19 protein-coding genes and 1 pseudogene are annotated in these 16,058 nt (G+C 71.9%); 11 read left to right on the forward strand and 9 right to left on the reverse strand.

Annotation, left to right across the window (positions count from 1 at the left end; genetic code table 11):
* A partial coding sequence (locus AB0K14_RS37480; protein WP_360460042.1) for an ATP-binding cassette domain-containing protein occupies nucleotides 1-302 on the reverse strand: 302 nt, incomplete at its 3' end.
* Nucleotides 303-521: 219 nt separating this feature from the next.
* Entirely contained in the window at nucleotides 522-944 is a 423-nt protein-coding gene (locus tag AB0K14_RS37485) for a heavy metal-responsive transcriptional regulator (RefSeq protein WP_360460044.1), read from the reverse strand.
* A 646-nt stretch (nucleotides 945-1,590) separates the two neighbouring features.
* On the opposite strand from AB0K14_RS37485, the gene AB0K14_RS37490 reads away from it, so the two are divergent.
* Both AB0K14_RS37490 and AB0K14_RS37495 read left to right on the forward strand, forming a co-directional pair.
* Complete coding sequence (locus AB0K14_RS37490) at nucleotides 1,591-2,445, forward strand: helix-turn-helix transcriptional regulator (RefSeq protein ID WP_360460045.1); 855 nt, start codon at nucleotides 1,591-1,593, stop codon at nucleotides 2,443-2,445.
* On the forward strand, nucleotides 2,442-2,618 hold the full coding sequence (locus AB0K14_RS37495; protein ID WP_360460048.1) for a DUF397 domain-containing protein: 177 nt from the start codon (nucleotides 2,442-2,444) through the stop codon (nucleotides 2,616-2,618). Before AB0K14_RS37490 ends, AB0K14_RS37495 begins: the two co-directional genes overlap by 4 nt.
* On the opposite strand, the gene AB0K14_RS37500 is transcribed toward AB0K14_RS37495, so the two are convergent.
* A complete protein-coding gene (locus tag AB0K14_RS37500; RefSeq protein WP_360460050.1) occupies nucleotides 2,596-3,729 on the reverse strand; it encodes an ATP-binding protein in 1,134 nt (377 codons plus the stop codon). The two genes, AB0K14_RS37495 and AB0K14_RS37500, sit on opposite strands and share 23 nt — an antisense overlap.
* On the reverse strand, nucleotides 3,726-4,382 hold the full coding sequence (locus AB0K14_RS37505) for a response regulator transcription factor (RefSeq protein ID WP_360460052.1): 657 nt from the start codon (nucleotides 4,380-4,382) through the stop codon (nucleotides 3,726-3,728). Before AB0K14_RS37505 ends, AB0K14_RS37500 begins: the two co-directional genes overlap by 4 nt.
* A 105-nt stretch (nucleotides 4,383-4,487) precedes the next feature.
* Here AB0K14_RS37505 and AB0K14_RS37510 point away from each other — a divergent pair, with 105 nt between their 5' ends.
* The 6 genes and pseudogenes from AB0K14_RS37510 to AB0K14_RS37535 all read left to right on the forward strand — a co-directional run.
* A complete protein-coding gene (locus AB0K14_RS37510; protein ID WP_360460054.1) occupies nucleotides 4,488-4,961 on the forward strand; it encodes a hypothetical protein in 474 nt (157 codons plus the stop codon).
* A 32-nt stretch (nucleotides 4,962-4,993) separates the two neighbouring features.
* The gene (locus tag AB0K14_RS37515; protein ID WP_360460056.1) at nucleotides 4,994-6,013 is read left to right on the forward strand and encodes a peptidoglycan-binding domain-containing protein; all 1,020 of its coding nucleotides are present in this window, start codon (nucleotides 4,994-4,996) and stop codon (nucleotides 6,011-6,013) included.
* Nucleotides 6,010-6,675, forward strand: a complete 666-nt coding sequence (locus AB0K14_RS37520; protein WP_360460058.1) for an ABC transporter ATP-binding protein — start codon at nucleotides 6,010-6,012, stop codon at nucleotides 6,673-6,675. Before AB0K14_RS37515 ends, AB0K14_RS37520 begins: the two co-directional genes overlap by 4 nt.
* On the forward strand, nucleotides 6,668-7,861 hold the full coding sequence (locus tag AB0K14_RS37525) for an ABC transporter permease (RefSeq protein ID WP_360460060.1): 1,194 nt from the start codon (nucleotides 6,668-6,670) through the stop codon (nucleotides 7,859-7,861). Before AB0K14_RS37520 ends, AB0K14_RS37525 begins: the two co-directional genes overlap by 8 nt.
* A gap of 365 nt (nucleotides 7,862-8,226) precedes the next feature.
* The gene (locus AB0K14_RS37530; RefSeq protein ID WP_360460062.1) at nucleotides 8,227-8,589 is read left to right on the forward strand and encodes a formate dehydrogenase accessory sulfurtransferase FdhD; all 363 of its coding nucleotides are present in this window, start codon (nucleotides 8,227-8,229) and stop codon (nucleotides 8,587-8,589) included.
* A gap of 85 nt (nucleotides 8,590-8,674) precedes the next feature.
* A pseudogene (locus tag AB0K14_RS37535) lies at nucleotides 8,675-9,010 on the forward strand (carboxypeptidase-like regulatory domain-containing protein); the annotation flags it as partial.
* Nucleotides 9,011-9,059: 49 nt separating this feature from the next.
* Here the strand turns inward: AB0K14_RS37535 and AB0K14_RS37540 are convergent.
* Nucleotides 9,060-9,272, reverse strand: coding sequence for a hypothetical protein (locus AB0K14_RS37540; RefSeq protein ID WP_360460166.1), 213 nt, complete (start codon nucleotides 9,270-9,272; stop codon nucleotides 9,060-9,062).
* Between the two features lie 18 nt (nucleotides 9,273-9,290).
* Nucleotides 9,291-9,737, reverse strand: a complete 447-nt coding sequence (locus tag AB0K14_RS37545; protein WP_360460064.1) for a hypothetical protein — start codon at nucleotides 9,735-9,737, stop codon at nucleotides 9,291-9,293.
* Nucleotides 9,738-9,754: 17 nt separating this feature from the next.
* Here AB0K14_RS37545 and AB0K14_RS37550 point away from each other — a divergent pair, with 17 nt between their 5' ends.
* The 3 genes from AB0K14_RS37550 to AB0K14_RS37560 all read left to right on the forward strand — a co-directional run bounded on the left by AB0K14_RS37550 (nucleotide 9,755) and on the right by AB0K14_RS37560 (nucleotide 12,388).
* Complete coding sequence (locus AB0K14_RS37550) at nucleotides 9,755-10,087, forward strand: hypothetical protein (protein WP_360460066.1); 333 nt, start codon at nucleotides 9,755-9,757, stop codon at nucleotides 10,085-10,087.
* Between the two features lie 134 nt (nucleotides 10,088-10,221).
* Complete coding sequence (locus AB0K14_RS37555; protein ID WP_360460068.1) at nucleotides 10,222-11,442, forward strand: FAD-dependent oxidoreductase; 1,221 nt, start codon at nucleotides 10,222-10,224, stop codon at nucleotides 11,440-11,442.
* Nucleotides 11,443-11,452: 10 nt separating this feature from the next.
* On the forward strand, nucleotides 11,453-12,388 hold the full coding sequence (locus AB0K14_RS37560) for a sigma-70 family RNA polymerase sigma factor (RefSeq protein WP_360460070.1): 936 nt from the start codon (nucleotides 11,453-11,455) through the stop codon (nucleotides 12,386-12,388).
* A gap of 157 nt (nucleotides 12,389-12,545) precedes the next feature.
* On the opposite strand, the gene AB0K14_RS37565 is transcribed toward AB0K14_RS37560, so the two are convergent.
* The 3 genes from AB0K14_RS37565 to AB0K14_RS37575 all read right to left on the reverse strand — a co-directional run bounded on the left by AB0K14_RS37565 (nucleotide 12,546) and on the right by AB0K14_RS37575 (nucleotide 16,044).
* Nucleotides 12,546-13,283 carry a GntR family transcriptional regulator gene (locus AB0K14_RS37565; protein WP_360460072.1) on the reverse strand — a complete coding sequence of 246 codons (738 nt, stop codon included), beginning with the start codon at nucleotides 13,281-13,283 and terminating at the stop codon, nucleotides 12,546-12,548.
* A 446-nt stretch (nucleotides 13,284-13,729) separates the two neighbouring features.
* The gene (locus AB0K14_RS37570; RefSeq protein WP_360460074.1) at nucleotides 13,730-15,226 is read right to left on the reverse strand and encodes an aldehyde dehydrogenase (NADP(+)); all 1,497 of its coding nucleotides are present in this window, start codon (nucleotides 15,224-15,226) and stop codon (nucleotides 13,730-13,732) included.
* The gene (locus AB0K14_RS37575) at nucleotides 15,223-16,044 is read right to left on the reverse strand and encodes an NAD(P)-dependent oxidoreductase (RefSeq protein ID WP_360460076.1); all 822 of its coding nucleotides are present in this window, start codon (nucleotides 16,042-16,044) and stop codon (nucleotides 15,223-15,225) included. Before AB0K14_RS37575 ends, AB0K14_RS37570 begins: the two co-directional genes overlap by 4 nt.
* Between the last annotated feature and the right edge of the window lie 14 nt (nucleotides 16,045-16,058).

Raw genomic sequence — 16,058 nt, forward strand, 5'->3', positions numbered from 1 at the left:
ACCATGTCCAGGTTCTCGAACCCCGTCAGGTTCTCGTCCACCGCCGCGTACTGACCGGACAACCCGATCCGACGACGCAGCTCCTTGGCATCGGCGACCACGTCCAACCCGGTGACGGTCGCCTTGCCCTCGTCGTGCTCAAGCAGTGTGGTGAGCACGCGCACCGTTGTGGTCTTGCCCGCGCCGTTCGGCCCGAGCAGGCCCATGACGGTCCCTTCCGGCACCACGAGGTCGAGGCCGTCGAGGGCGACCACCTTCCCGTAGCGCTTGACCAGTCCTTCGGCCACGATTGCGTCTGCCATGCGGGCCATGATGGACCGGGTGTCCGACAATTTCAGGCGGATTTCACAGACTTCCGGTCCCGGTGGACGTCACGGGCTTGAAAACTCTTCGCGTAGCCACTGTGGACGGTAGGGTCCCGGACGCGCCGGAACCGGTCGGGTGGGGTCGGCGGGCGCCTCGCCGACCTCGTTCAACTCAGCAGCAGCCCGTGCCGCAGTCGCACTCGCACTCGCTGTTCATCATCGGTCACCTCCTGTCCTGGTTCGGGTCGTCGGCTCTGGTGGGCACCACGTGCCCGGCTCGATGTCCGGGCAGCGCCCGGTGGGCAGCTCGCGCACCATCGCGGTCAGCTCGTCGCGCAGCGCCGACAGTCGGGCGACCTCCGCGTCGAGTTCGGTGATGTGGCGGTGGAGCAGCTCTTCGGCGGGTTCGCACGGGCACACGCCGGTGTCGCGCACGGCCAGCAGGTCGGCGATCTCGCGCAGCTTCAGCCCCAGGCGCTGGCAGCCCCGCACGAACCTGATCCGCTCGACCGCGTCCTCCTGGTAGACCCGGTAGCCGGCGGCGGTGCGGGGCGGTGGGTTCAGCAGCCCCGCGCGCTCGTAGTACCGGACCGTGTCCGGGCGGATTCCCACCGCGTCGGCCAGTTCAGCAACACGCATGACTCGACGGTAGACCTTGGAGCGCACTCCAAGGTCAAACGCCGGACTCGACCGGCGTCACCGGCCGCTGCGCCGTTCGGGCGGTATCGCCGTCGCGCTCCGGTCGTCGGCGTCGGCGGATCCTCCGGGCCGGGTCGGGTCGATCCACCACCAGGTCCCGGGCGAACCCGATCGCACCTCCGTCGGCCGCGGCGGCCCGGTTCCCGAACCGGGGCACCGGTTGCGGGCCAGCGCGGGACCGCTGCCGGCCGGCGCCAACGCCCCGGGTGGCGGGTGCCGGCGGTCCGTGTTCAGCCGTCCTCACCGCGGTCCGCCGGGCGCGGTGAGCATGAGATCCACATCGCGGTGCCGCGGAACCCCCTTGACGTTGCGCTGTCGGACCTGAGAGATGTACATGTGGCCGAACTTCGGTCCGCGCTGATCACCCGTCCAGGTCGTCGGGCACGTCGTACGGCTTGGGACACCGGCGGCGCAGCCAACGGCGGGCGGCGGGCGAGCTCGCCGGTCCCTGGGCGGGTGGAAGGCCGGCCAGGTGCGGTAATAGGGGTGTATATGCACCTTGTAAGCGCTCGATCGAGTGAAACTGGGCAGAACGCGGAACCGGACTAGGGTGTTCGCAGTTCTTTTCCAGCGAGGAGAGATCCGCATGGCAGCCGTCCAAACCCGACGCAAGCGCAAGCTGGGGCAGTTCCTGAACGCCTTGCGCAAGCGAGCGGGCAAGACCGAGATCGACTACCACGCGCTGACGCGGAAGACGCAGTCGACGCTGTCGCGGATGGAGAACGGTTACATCAGTCCGAGTTGGACCGAGCTGGGCGCGCTGCTCGGGCTCTACGGGGCGACCGATACCGAACGGCGTGAGGCGGAAGCGTTGTGGGAGGACGCGAAGCAGGATGGCACCCGTTTGGTGTACGCCGCGGCGTACACGCCCGAAGCGCGCACCTACGCCCGGCAGGAGGCCGACGCCACCGAGGTGCGCACCATCGAGATGATCGTCATCCCGGGTCTGCTCCAGACGCCCGCCTACGCCGTGGCGATCAGGCTCGCGGGTCAGCGGTTCATGGATGCGTCGGTCTCGGTGGAACAGGTGACCGCGGCACTGGCGAACCGGCAGCGCCGACTGCCCGGGTTGCTCCTGCACGCGGTGATCGACGAAGCGGCACTGCACCGGATGGTCGGCGGGCCTTCCGTCATGCGCGAGCAGTTGTCGCATTTGCTCGACAAGGGGAAGCAGGACAACATCACCATACAAGTGGTTCCGTTCGGCGCCGGTGCTCACGGAACCATGTCGGGTGGTGGTGCGACCGCTCTCCGCTTCGAGGACAGTGATCCTTCGGCCGTGTACCTGGAGTACGCGGGTGGTGGCAAGTGGGTGGACAATCGCGCCGACGTGCAGAAGTACCTGTTGCACTTCGAGGAAATCGTGAGCGAGGTCGCCCTGTCGCCCAAGGAGTCGGCTTCGTTGATCAGAAAACTGGCAACCGCGGTGAAGGACACATGAGAAACGACAGAACGTGGCGTAAGAGCACCTACTCCGGCGCGGGGAACAACTGCGTCGAGCTGGCCGTGGGACGGAGCACGACCAGCGTCAGGGACAGTAAACGACCTGGATCGAGATTGACCTTTGCGGACCGTCCATTCCGGGCGTTCCTCACGTCCCTCCGACAAACCTGACCGCAACAGCCAAGCCGCCGTCCGCCCCCGGTGTCGCGGTCACCGTCGCACCGTGGGCGGTGGCGATGGCCCGGACGATCGACAGCCCCAGACCCAGGCCTCGATCGCCCGTGGTGGTGGCGACCCGGTCGAGCCGGCGGAACGGTCGGAACAGCCCTTCCACCTCGTAGGGCTCGATCTTCGGACCGGTGTTCGCCACCACCAGGGCCCCTGGTCCGGCGCTCACGTCGACCCACCCGTCCCGGCGGTTGTGCCTGATGGCGTTGTCCACCAGGTTGCGCACCAGGCGCTCCAGCAGCACCGGGTCGCCGACGACCTCGCACGGCGCCAACTCGTGGTGCAGGTCGACGCCGGCCCGTTCGGCGACGGCCCTCGACTGCCACAGCACGTGCTCGGCGATGTCGGAGACCGAGGTGGCGGTGCGCTCGGTGAGCTCGTTCTCGCTGTCGGCCAACGTGAGCAACCCGTCGATGAGCCGTTCGTGGCGGGCGTTGACCTCCAGCAGCTCGGCGCCCAGCTGCTTGGCGTCCGCGGAGGCACCCGGTCGGGTGATCGAGACCTCGATGAGCGCCCGTTTCACCGCGAGCGGGGTGCGCATCTCGTGGGACGCGTCGGCGACGAACCGGCGTTGGCCGTCGAACGCGCGGTCCAGCCGGTCGAGCATCGCGTTGAACGTCTCGGCCAGCTCGGCCACCTCGCCGCCGGGACCGGTCGGCGGTATCCGCTCGTGCAGGCCGTGGCCCTGCGCGATCCGGCGTGCGGTCTCGGTGATGCGGTGCACCGGCTGCAACGCGCCGCGTGCCAGCAGCCACCCGAACGCCACCGCGATCAGGGCCACGCACAGCAATGCGAGGCCTCCTCGGGTGAGCAGGGAGTCCAGCACCTCGTCGCGGTAGCGGGTCTGGGCGGTGCGGACCGCCGTGATCAGGTCGTCGGAGGAGGCCTCGCGCAACTCGCGCAGGCTCACCACGTCGGTGAGCGGCTGGAGCCTGCCGTTGAGGCTCTGCCACACCAGCAGGTAGGTGACCGCGAGCAGGACGGCACCGGCGAGCAGGAACAACCCGCCGTAGAGCGCGGTCAGCCTGCCGCGGATGCTCCACCGGCCGATCACGGGATCCGGTATCCCACACCGGGCACGGTCTCGATCAGCGGCGGCTCACCGAGCTTGCGGCGCAGCTTCACCATGGTCACCCGCACCGCGTTGGTGAACGGGTCGATGTGCTCGTCCCACACCTTCTCCAGCAGGTGTTCGGAGGTCACGACGGCGCCCTGCGCGCGGAGCAGTTCCGTGAGCAGCCCGAACTCTCTGTTGGCCAACGGGATGAATTCACCCGCCCGGGTGACTTGGCGGCGGGCCGGGTCGAGCCGGAGGTCCGCCCGTTCGAGCACGGGCGGGTTCGGCGGCCGGACCCTGCGCAGCAGCGCGTGCACCCGTGCGGACAGCTCCACGAACGCGAACGGCTTGGGCAGGTAGTCGTCCGCGCCGAGGGCCAGCCCCTCCACCCGGTCGCGCACCGCTGCGGCGGCGGTGAGCATGAGGATCCGCGTCTCGGCGCCCGAGTCGGCGACCCGGCGGCACACGTCGTCGCCGTGCACGCGCGGTATGTCCCGGTCGAGCACGAGCACGTCGTAGTCGTTGACCGACAGGCGCTCCAGCGCGGAGTCGCCGTCGTGCACCACGTCGACGGCGAACGCTTCGCGGCGCAACCACTCGGCGATGGTCGCCGCCAGCGTCGTTTCGTCTTCGACCACGAGGATGCGCATGCGGTCCATGGTGCGCCGGGCACCATAACCTCCGCATAAGCGGTCGTGGTTACGCGCTGGTTATGGCCCCGCTGGTCGACTGGCCCCACCGATGGAGGAGGGGACATGCGATTCAGCATCGTGCCGGTGTTGTTGGCGCTGGCGCTGACCGGGTGCGGCACGGTCGGCGCCGCGCCGTCGGCGCCGCCGTCGTCGAGCGCGGCGATGAGCCAGGAGGACCGGTTGCGGGAGTTCGCGCGGTGCATGCGCGACAACGGAGTGGACGTGCCGGACCCGGAGCCCGGCGGCAAACCGGGTGGCTTCGGGAAGGTGGACCGCACCGACCCGGACTTCGAGCGGGCCAGGGAGGCGTGCCGGGAGCTCCTGCCGGGCGGTGGTGATCTGTCCAAGTTGGACCCGGAGCAGCTCGACCGGTTGCGGGAGTTCACCCGGTGCATGCGGGACAACGGGGTCGACGTGCCCGACCCCGACCCGAACGGCGGCAAGATGAGCGGGCTCGGGAAGGTCGACCGCGACAGCCCCGCGTTCCGGGCGGCGCTCGATGCTTGTCGGGACAAGCTCCCGGTGCTGGGCCGATGAGAGGCCGTGCGCGAGTCGCCTGGGGAGCGGGCGTGCTGGTCGTGCTCGGCGCGGGCGGTGTCGCCGCGGTCAGGCTCGGCGGCGCGGACCCGGCGCCCGCGAGCGCGGCGAACCTGCCGCCCGCCACGGCGGAGGTGGTGACGACGACGCTGACCCGCACCGAGCGGGTCGCCGGTTCGTTGAGCCACGGCGCGGCCACCGCCGTGCCCGTCGGCGCGCAGGGCACCGTCACCTGGCTGCCCGAGCCCGGCGCGGTCGTCGGCCGCGGGCAGGCGGTGTACGAGGTGGACGACCGGCCCGTTCCGCTGCTGTTCGGCGCCACACCGGCGTACCGGTCGCTGTCCGCCGGGGTCACCGGCCGGGACGTCCTCCAGTTGGAGGAGAACCTGCTGGCGCTCGGTTACGGCGGGTTCACCGCGGACGAGTCCTACACCGCGGCCACGGCCACGGCGGTGCGCGCGTGGCAGCAGGCGCTGGGCGTGCCGCAGACGGGCGTGGTGCAGCCGACGGACGTCGTGGTCGCCGGTGGTGAGGTTCGGGTGGCGGAGCTCAAGGCGCAGCCGGGTGGTCGGGCGACCGGGCCGGTGCTCACCTACACGGGCACGACCCGAGTGGTGGTCGTGCCGCTGGAGGTGGGCAAGCAGCACCTGGTGGCCGAGGGCGTGCCGGCGACCGTGGCCCTGCCGGACGGCAAGTCGGTCGAGGGCAGGGTCGAGTCGGTGGGCACCGTGGCTACCGCCGGTCCGGCCCAGCCGGGCGCGAGCCCGACCACCACGGTCGAGGTGGTGGTCTCGGTGGCCGACCAGGCGGCGCTGGGGCGCCTCGACTCGGCCCCAGTGGACGTCCTGCTCGTGTCGGAGCGCAAGGAGGGCGTGCTGGCGGTGCCGGTGGGCGCCCTGGTGTCACTCGGTGAGGGCGAGTACGGCGTCCAGGTGGTCGAGGGCGGTGCGACCCGGTACGTGCCGGTGGAGACGGGGCTGTTCGCCGCCGGTCGGGTGGAGGTCGTCGGCGAGGGCATCGCCGAGGGCGTCGAGGTCGGGGTGCCGCGATGACGCCGGTGGTGCGGTTGCACGAGGTGGGTCGGGAGTACCAGGGGGTGGTCGCCCTGCGGGACGTGTCGCTCACCGTCGAGCGCGGTGAGCTCGTGGGCATCGTGGGCCCGTCCGGGTCCGGCAAGTCGACGTTGCTCAACCTCATCGGCACCCTCGACCGGCCTTCGCACGGCGAGGTGCGCATCGAGGGGCACGCGGTGGGCGACCTGTCGGACCGGGCGCTGTCGGCGTTGCGGGCGGGCGTCATCGGGTTCGTGTTCCAGCAGTTCCACCTGACCGCTGGCGTGTCCACTGTGGACAACGTCGCCGACGGCCTGCTCTACACGGGCGTCGGCCTGGGGAAACGCCGCCGACGTGCCGTGGCGGCGCTGGAGTCGGTCGGTCTCGGGCACCGGCTGACCCACCGGCCGCACGAGCTGTCCGGTGGCGAGCGACAACGCGTGGCGATCGCCCGTGCCGTGGTGGGGCGGCCGGCGTTGCTGCTCGCCGACGAGCCCACCGGGAACCTCGACTCGAAGTCCGGTGAGGGCGTGTTGCGGCTGCTGCGGTCCCTGAACGCCTCGGGCACCACGGTCCTGGTCATCACGCACGACCAGGAGGTGGCCGCGACCCTGCCGCGCCGGGTGGACGTGCGCGACGGTCGGGTGGTGGGTGATGGCTGACCTGCGACCGGCTCGCCTCAGCCCGGCCGACGTCCTTCGCGTAGGCGGCGCGGGCCTCCGTGCCCGGCCGACGCGGGTCGTGCTGTCCGCGCTGGGCATCGCCATCGGCATCGCCGCGATGATCTCGGTCGTGGGAATCTCGACGTCCAGCCGGGCCGACCTCGACCGCCGCCTCGCCGCGCTCGGCACGAACCTGCTGACCGTCGGCCCGGGCCAGACCCTGTTCGGCGAGCAGACGCACCTGCCGAGCGAGTCGGTGGGCATGATCGGCCGGATGGAACCGGTCCTGTCCACCACCGCGACCGGCAGGGTGGTCGACGCCCACGTCTACCGCAACGACCACATCCCCGAGACGGAGTCCGGCGGCATAGCCGTCCTGGCCACCAGGACGGACCTCCTGGACACCGTCGGCGCGACGGTCGCGAAGGGCGTCTTCCTCAACGAGGCCACCGCCCGGTACCCGGCCGTGGTCCTGGGCCACAAAGCCGCCGAGCGCCTCGGCGTCGCCGCGCCGAACGAACCCGTCCACCTGGGCGGCGAGTGGTTCACCGTGGTGGGCGTCCTGCACCCCACACCCCTCGCGCCCGAACTCGACACCGCGGCCCTGGTCGGCTGGCCGGTGGCCGGCCAGGAGCTGGGGTTCGACGGCTACCCGACCACGGTCTACGCCAGGTCCAGGGAGGAGGCCGTGCACAGCGTCCAGGCCAACCTGGCCGCGACCGCCAATCCCGAACACCCCGACGAAGTGGAGGTGTCCCGCCCCTCGGACGTCCTGGCGGCCAAACAAGCCACCGACGAAACCCTCAACGCCCTCCTGCTGGGTCTGGGCGCCGTAGCGCTGCTGGTGGGCGGCGTGGGCGTGGCCAACACCATGGTCATCTCGGTCCTGGAACGCCGGGCCGAGATCGGCCTCCGAAGATCCCTGGGCGCCACCAGGGCTCAGATCCGCGCCCAGTTCCTGACCGAATCACTGCTCCTGTCCGCCCTGGGCGGCGCCGCCGGAGCTGTCCTGGGCGTCCTCGTGACGACGGCCTACTCCACCTACCAACAGTGGCCGGCCCTGGTCCCGGCCTGGGCCACCCTGGGAGGCATGGCCGCGACCGCCGTGATCGGCGCCTTGGCGGGCCTCTACCCGGCCGTTCGCGCCAGCCGCCTGTCCCCGACGGAAGCCCTGGCCACCCCGTGAACCCCAGGACCGTCCCCGAGATCGGATGAGAGGAGTTACCAGCATCGAATGAGTACTCGGGTCCGGTCCAGCCGCTCCGCGCCGTCGAGACCGGTCGGTGGGCCGGCGCGCGGAGACGGCCTTGGTGACCGGCGCCCGGCGGTCGTGGGTGTCGGTCACCTCGACCGGACTCCGGAACCGACCAGCGTGGCCGCCGCCATCGCCACCGGATCCAGTGAGTCCAGGGACGTGGCTACGGGCTGCGCCAAGGGACGGCCAGAGACGAGGAGTCCACATGAGACGTTTGTGAGCAGGCGTCGGGCGGTCCGGGTGGTGGACAGCGTGGTCGACGCCTGGCGACCGGGTTGTCGGCGAGCGGTGGCGTGGTGCGCGCCGCCGGGTACGTGACCACGATCCGGTACTGCGTGGTCACGACCACCGACGGCTGCGACGCGGAGACCCGGGCCGCGTTGCCGGACGAACTTCCTGCCGCACAACGGGTCTTCGACCTCACGGGCGGGCCTGTTCGCGTGGTCGACGAGGTGGGCTGGGCGCCGAGGAACCGGGGTCGGCCGCTCGCCAGCGCGGTACTGATGGTCGGCGGCCGGGCGTCGTTGGAGCTGGTGCAGGAGGTGGCGATGGCCGGATCCCCGCTGCCGGCCGCCGTGCCGGCGCCGTCGTCGCCAGCCGTGAGCCTGGTCGCCGAGGTGGGCATGACCCGGTCGGTCTCCTGCGCGGCACGTCGGTGAACGTCTACGCGGGCCGTCGCCGCGTCGTGTGAGGCAGAGATCCGCACTCCGCAGGAGCGCGAGCGTGCGATCGGCGTAATCACGCATGTCCCACGACGTGCGCGTGCCCTGCTGGTCCGTGGTGGTCACTGGATCGTGGAGCAGGGGAGGGCCCACGTCCGTCCTGGGATTTTCGCGCGTGCTCGTGGCCGCGCTGGTGGTCGCCGGTGTGGTGACGCCGACGGCCGGGGCGGCGGAGGCCGGTTCGGTGGCGGGAAGTTTCCTGCGCGCCACCGGCGCATCCGTCGCGCAGGCCCGTGTCGACCTGACCGACCAGCACGGCAACGGCCGGGACTCGGTGGTGACCGACGCCGAGGGCCGGCACCGGCTCGCCGCCGTGCCCGCCGGTCAGTACGAGCTGCGCTACCAGTGGCCGTCGTTCACCGGGCAGTGGTGGCCGGGGAAGCACGATTCGCGGTCTGCGCAGCAGATCACGGTCGTGGCCGGGAGGAGACCGCGGTCGACGAGGTGGCGCTGCCGGTCGGCAGCCTGGAGATCACGCTCGCCGACTCCGCGACCGGTGCGCCGATGCCGGGCGTGTGCGTGTCGGCGAGCGGGCCGCACTTGGTCAGCGGCTGCGCCGACTCCGGCGGCAGGGTGGAACTCGGCCCGGCGCGCGTGGGGCGTTGGCACGTGACCGCCACTCCGCCCGCGGGCTACCTCTACGGTTCCGTCGACCAGGACGTCGTCGCGGAGCAGACGACCACCGCCTCCATCGCGATGGACCGCGAGGCGGTGCTGGACCGGACGTTCGTGGACGCGGTGACCGACCAGCCCGTGCCCAGCACGTGCGTCGCCGAGGTGGACGAGGATGACCGCGGTTCCGTCCCGCAATACCCGGACAACTGCGCCGACTCCGCCGGACGGCTGCGCCGGGGCATGCGCTTCACGGGCCGCACCAAGCTCTTCGCCAAGCCGGTGGACGGCGTGCACAGCAGCCAGTGGGTGGGCCCGGACGGCGGTACGGGCGACGTGGACCAGGCGGCCTGGCACACCGTCCGTTCCGGCGAGACCACGTCGGTGACCGTCCGACTGGACCTGGCGGGCACCATCAGCGGCACGGTCACCGACGCCGCGACCGGCGCGGAGGTGTCTGGCGTCTGCGTCACCGTCACCCGGCCGCCCCGTGGTCGGTCAACCCCTACGAGCCGAACTGCACCTGCGGCAGCGGCGCCTACGCGATCGGCGGCCTGGGCCCTACGACTGGCCGGTCCAGTTCCCGGACCGCTCCGGCCGCTACGCCTGGCAGTGGTCCGGCAACGCCGCCGACCGCCAAGACCGGCGACTGGGCCGCCCCGCAGCCTGCGTGAAGAGCACGAACCAGTACACCGCCACCGGGCTCGGGGCCCAATCCGTCCGCATCGCGTTCACCCCGACCAACGGAGGTCTTCAGTGGCACCCCGTCGCGGTGGACGTCACCGCGGGCGCCACCACCACCGTCGACCTGACTGCGAACTGACATCGCGGCCGGACCGGTCGCGGTTCCACCGGGCACTGCCGACGCCCGCGGTGATCCACGTCATAGTCGAAGTCTGTCAGGGATCGGCTCGCCGTCTCGTTCAGAGGCGGAGCGAACCAGACAGGAGCACGAACATGCCGCACCGCGTCATCGTCCTCGGAGCCGGGTACGCCGGGGCCCACGCCGCTGGAAACCTCGTCCGCCGCCTGCACCCCGACGACTTCGAGATCACCGTCGTCAACGCCGAACCCGACTTCGTCGAGCGGTTGCGCCTGCACCAGGTCGCCGCCGGTCGTGACCTGCGCCCCCGCGGGTTGGCGGAGATGTTCGCGGGCACCGGCATCCGCCTGCGCCTGGCGCACGTCACGGAGGTCGACGTCGAGCACCGGACCGTCACCGTCACCGACGGCGAGGGCGCCGACCGGCTCGACTACGACACCCTCCTCTACGCGCTGGGCAGCACCGTCGCCGACCACGGCGTGCCGGGCGTGGCCGAGCACGCCTTCCACGTCGCCGGACGGCCGTCGGCGCTGCGCCTGCGCCGTCGGCTGGACGAGCTGGGCGGGCACGGGACGGTGCTGGTCGTCGGCGGCAACCTGACCGCGATCGAGGTCGCCACCGAGATCGCCGAGTCCCGGCCGGGGCTGCGGGTCAGCCTCGTCACGACCGGCGAACTGGGCGGATGGCTGGGCGCGAAGGCCCGCCGCCACCTGCTGCGGGCCTTCGACCGGTTCGGCATCGCGGTCCACGAGCACACCACCGTCGACCGCGTCGAGGCGACGGGCGCCTTCGCCGAGGACGGCACCGGTTTCGCCGCCGACGTGACGGTCTGGGCGGCGGGTTTCGCGGCCCACCCGATCGCCGCCGCCAGTGGCCTCGACGTCGAGGCCAACGGCCAGATCCGGGTCGACCGCATGATGCGGTCGGTCTCGCACCCCGACGTCTACGCCGCGGGCGACAGCGTCCACGCCATCGGCGAGAACGGCCGACCGCTGCCGATGTCGTGCGCTTCGGCCGGCTTCACCGGCATGCAGGCGGTGGCCTCGATCATCGGTGACCTGACCGGCCGCAAGATCGCGAAGACCTCGCTGGTCTACGTCGGCAACCACATCAGCCTCGGTCGGCGGGACGCGATCTTCCAGGCGGTCGGCCGCGACGTGAGGCCGAAGTCCTGGGCCCTGCGCGGACGTCCGGCCGCACGTCTCAAGGCGGCCATCCTCCGGGGCGCCGCCTTCGGCGTGGGCCACCCGACCTACGGCATGCCGACCCGCAAGCTCCGCGCGGCGACCGAAGCGACCGCGCCGGCCGCGGCGACGGCGACGGCCGACCGTCCCGCCGAGGCGGTCACCGCCTAGCGTGGCGCTCATGGACAGCGCGACCGTTGAGCGCTTCGAGGCCAGCCGGGACCGGTTGGCCTCGTTGGCGTACCGCCTGCTCGGCTCGGCCGCCGACGCCGAGGACGCCGTGCAGGACGCGTTCCTGCGCTGGCAGGCGGCCGATCGGGACCACATCGAGGTGCCCGAGGCGTGGCTGACCAAGGTGGTCACCAACCTGTCCCTCGACCGCCTCCGCTCCGCCAAGGCGCGGCGTGAACGCGCGGTCGGCGCCTGGCTACCCGAACCGCTGCTCGACGGCGACCCGATGCTGGGTCCGGCGGACACCGTCGAGCAGCGCGAATCGGTGACGCTGGCGGTGCTGACGCTGATGGAACGGCTCACACCGGTCGAGCGCGCCGTCTACGTCCTGCGGGAGGCGTTCTCCTACAGCCACGCCGAGATCGCCGGGATCCTCGACATCACCGAGTCCGCGAGCCAGCAGCACGCCCACCGCGCCCGGCGCCACATCGCCGCCGGGCGCACCACCGCTGAGGTCGACCGCGCCACCGCGCGGCGGATCGTCAAGGCGTTCCTCGACGCCGCCTCCTCGGGCCACACCGAACGGCTGGTGGCGTTGCTGACCGACGACGCGACCGCGATCACCGACGGTGCGGGGTTGACCGAGAAGCTGCTGCGCTACACCGATCCGGAGCAGTTCGCCGCCGCCGCGCGAGCCGCGTTCAAGCCGACTGCGGCGAAGCGGAAGCTGGTCGGCGGCTCGCCCTCGATCCACGCCGGGATGGTCAACGGCTCGCCGGCGGTACTGGCCGTGTTCGAGGACCGGGTGGTCGGCATGGCGGTCCTGGAGGTCCGGGACGGCAAGGTCGCGTCCGTGCGCGGTGTGGCATCACCGGCCCGGCTCGGCCGCGTCACCGAGCAGTGGCGGCGGGGAGAGCACGACGAGCCGCTCGTCGAACGGTGGTGACCGCGGTCAGGTCCGGCTGAGCAGTCCCCGCGACAGCCGGGCCGTTCCGCTCGGCATGGGGTGGTGGAGCCGGCGGCGTACCCGACGACGGCTTGGTCAGGTGAGGCGCGGAGGTGGTCGGCCGCGCACACCCCAACCGCGTGACCTACCGCATGACCTACTTCGACTGGGTGGCGTCCCGGTGTTCGCGGTAGGCGGTGCGGGTGCGCTCGGTGTGCTGGTTCATCAGCCTGGCGGCCTCCTGCGGCTCGCCCAGGGTGATGGCGTCGATGATGTCGGCGTGCTCGGTCCAGGCGTCCTGGCCCCGGATCAGCGCGAGCGGCGCGTAGTACCAGCGGACGCGGCGGTCGACCGTGGTGATCATCTCGGCCAGCACGGTGTTGCCGGACAGCTGCGTGATGAACGCGTGCAGCGCGGCGTTCGCGGCGACGACCCGTTCCACGTCCTTGGCCTTGAGCGCGGCGACGCCCTCGTTCTGCAACTTCCGCAGCTGCTCGACGTCCTCTTCGGTGGCGTGCTCGGCGGCGAGCCTGGCGGAGTAGGTCTCCAGGACGTTGCGCACGCCGAGGAGCTGGTCGGCCTCTTCGTCGGTGGGGGTGTGCACGAACGCGCCCTGCGCCGGGCGCAGGTCGACCCACCCCTCGGTTTGCAGGCGCTGCAACGCCTCGCGCACCGGCTGGCGGCTCACGCCCAGGTGCTCGGCCAGCTCGTTCTCGACCAAGTGCTGACCGGGCTTGAGGGCACGGTTCACGATCAGGTCGAGCAGGGCCTCGTAGACGGCTTGGCGCAACGGTGCGGGCCGCTCGACCTTGCGGGCTACGGCGCCGCTCAACGAGTCGCGGGCCGCACGGCGGTTGTTCCCCGCGCCGATCAGCGGCGAGCTGGGCCGGCTCACGGTCGCCTCCTCGGGCAGGTGTCGGTGATGCCGGATTCAACATACAGATTTTCGTATACAAAAAACGGTCCGCTCACCGGGACGAGTGACAGGCTCTGTAGGCGGCCACGCATCCGCCCATCAGACGAGCTGGACGGCGACCTCATACAACATTCTGTATGCAATCGGGCTACGGCGCGGTGGGCGGGCGGGTTGCGCGGGGGTGAGTGCGGCTCGACCACAGCTCGGCCGCGATGACGACCGTCCTCGACCGCACCCGACCGTCCTCGACCGCACCCGGCGGTCCTCGACTGCACTCGACCGTCTCCCGGCCGGCCGCACCCGGCCGTCTCCGGGCCGGCCGCACCCGACCATCTCCGGGCCGGACGGACCCGCTGTCACCGGCCGGGAGTGGGAGGTGGCGCCAGGCCGGGTCCGGCCGACGCCACCTCCCACCCGCACGGGCCTCAGTGGATGCCGAGCACGCCGTCCACCCGGCGCGGGATGCCCAACGGGTTGCCCTCGCGCAGTTCGGCGGGCAACAAGGCGTCCGGCCAGGACTGGTAGGTCACCGGCGCCACCCACCGCCGGATCGAAGTCGCACCGACCGACGTGTGCAGCGGGTTCGTCGTGGCCGGCCACGGGCCGCCGTGGTGCATGCCCCACGCCACCGCGACACCGGTCGGCCAACCGTTGAAGATCAGCCGCCCGACGACCGGCCGCAACGCCTCCGCGACCCGCCCCGCCTCCGGGTGCTCGCCCTCGGCGGCGTGCACGGTGCCGGTGAGCGTCCCGGGCAGGCGGGGGAGGACCGTCTCCAACTCCGCCACGTCGCGGTAGGTCACCACGACCGCCGCCGGCCCGAAGTGCTCCTCGGTCAGCTTCTCCAGGTTCTCCTCGAACGTCGCCAGCGGCACCCGGAACAGGCGCGGTTCGACGCTCCAGCCCTCGGTGGGCGCGGTGCCCGACGCGACCAGCTCGACCAGCCCGGACGCGGCCAGACCATCGGTGCCCGAACGGTACGAGTCGCCCATGCGCTCGTTGAGCATCGGACCGCCCACGGACGTCGACACGGCGTCGGCCAGCGCCGGCACCAGGGCTTCCGGCGCGAACAGCAGGCCGGGGTTGGTGCAGAACTGGCCCACGCCGAGCGTGAGCGAGCCGACGAACTCCGCCGCGAACCCCTCGGGCCGTGCGGCGGCCGCCCCGGGCAGCACCACGGTCGGGTTCACGCTGCCCAGCTCGCCGTAGAACGGGATCGGCTCGGGTCGGGCGGAGGCCAGGTCGAACAGGGCCCGACCGCCCGCGGTCGAGCCGGTGAACCCGACCGCCTTGATCTCGGGGTGCTTGACCAGCGCCACACCGGCCGCCTGGCCGTGCACGATGCCGAAAACGCCCGCCGGGACGACCGACTGCACGACCCGTGCGGTCTCGCGCGACGTGCCGGGGTGCGACGGGTGCGACTTCACGACCACCGTGCAGCCCGAGGCCAGCGCGGACGCCGTGTCGCCGCCCGCCACCGAGAACGCGAACGGGAAGTTCGACGCCGCGAACACCCCGACCGTCCCGAGTGGACGCAGCATCCGCCGCAGCACGGGCCGCGGCGGGATGATGTCCGGGTTCGCCGAGTCCAACGTCGCCTCGACGTAGCTGCCCTCGCGCAACACCCCGCCGAACAGCCGCAGCTGGTTCGTGGTCCGCTTCAACTCCGTGGTCAGCCGCGGCACGCCGAGCGCGGTCTCCGCGTCCGCGATCTCCACCAACTCCGAGGTCGACGCGTCCAGCGCGTCGGCCACGGCGTCGAGCACCGAGGCCCGCTCGACGGCGGGCAGCGACGACCACGACGGGAACGCCGCGGCGCCCGCCCGCGCGATCGCGTCGACCTCGACGTCCGACGTCTCCGGCACCGCCTCGCCGACCGGCTCGCCGGTACGCGGGTCGAACCCCTGCACGCCGTCGCTCATCGGCCGGCCTCCTTCACCGCGGTGTCGAACTCGGGCGTGCACCACACGCCACCCAGGTACGTCACGGCCGGCGATCCGGGTTCCGGTGAGCCCGCGGCCAGCACCTCGTCCGCGAACACCTCGGAGTCGTCCTCCGACTTGTAGCCCAACGCCTCCGCCTCGGCCAACGAGAACCACCGGCGCGTGTTGTCCGAGACTCCCCAGATCACCCGGAAACCCGGCGACGGCGCCGACAGGCACGCCTCGAACAGCCGCGCGCCGTCGTCCGGCGACAGCCACGTCGACAGCATCCGCGCGTCACGCGGCTTCTCGAAGCACGAGCCGATCCGCACCGCGACCACGTCCAGGCCGTACCGCGACGCGTACAGGCTGCCCAACGCCTCCAACGCCACCTTGCTCACGCCGTAGTACGTGTCGGGCTGCGGGAACAGGTAGTCGCCCGCCTCGCCGGACGCGCGCTCGTAGTACCCGACCGCGTGGTTGGAGCTGGCCAGCACGACCCGCGACACCCCGGCCCGGCGCGCCGCCTCCAGCACTACGTGCGTGCCGTTGATGTTGACGTCCAGGATCTCCGCCCACGGCCGCTCCAGGCTGTGCCCGCCGAGGTGGATCACCGCGTCGACGCCCGCGCACGCCTCGTCCATCGCGGCCTGGTCGGTGACCGACGCCGTGACCAGCTCGACCCGCTCACCGTCGGCGGCGGGCGGCAGCGGCGCGATGTCGAGCAGGCGCAGGGTCCGGTCCGGCGCGGCCAGGCGGGTGCGCATGAGCGTGCCGACTATGCCGGCGGCGCCGGTGATGAGGATTCGTGCGGTCACGTCGAGCCCTTTCG

This window comes from Actinosynnema sp. NPDC050801 (assembly GCF_040673975.1).
In the GTDB taxonomy this organism is placed as follows: domain Bacteria; phylum Actinomycetota; class Actinomycetes; order Mycobacteriales; family Pseudonocardiaceae; genus Actinosynnema.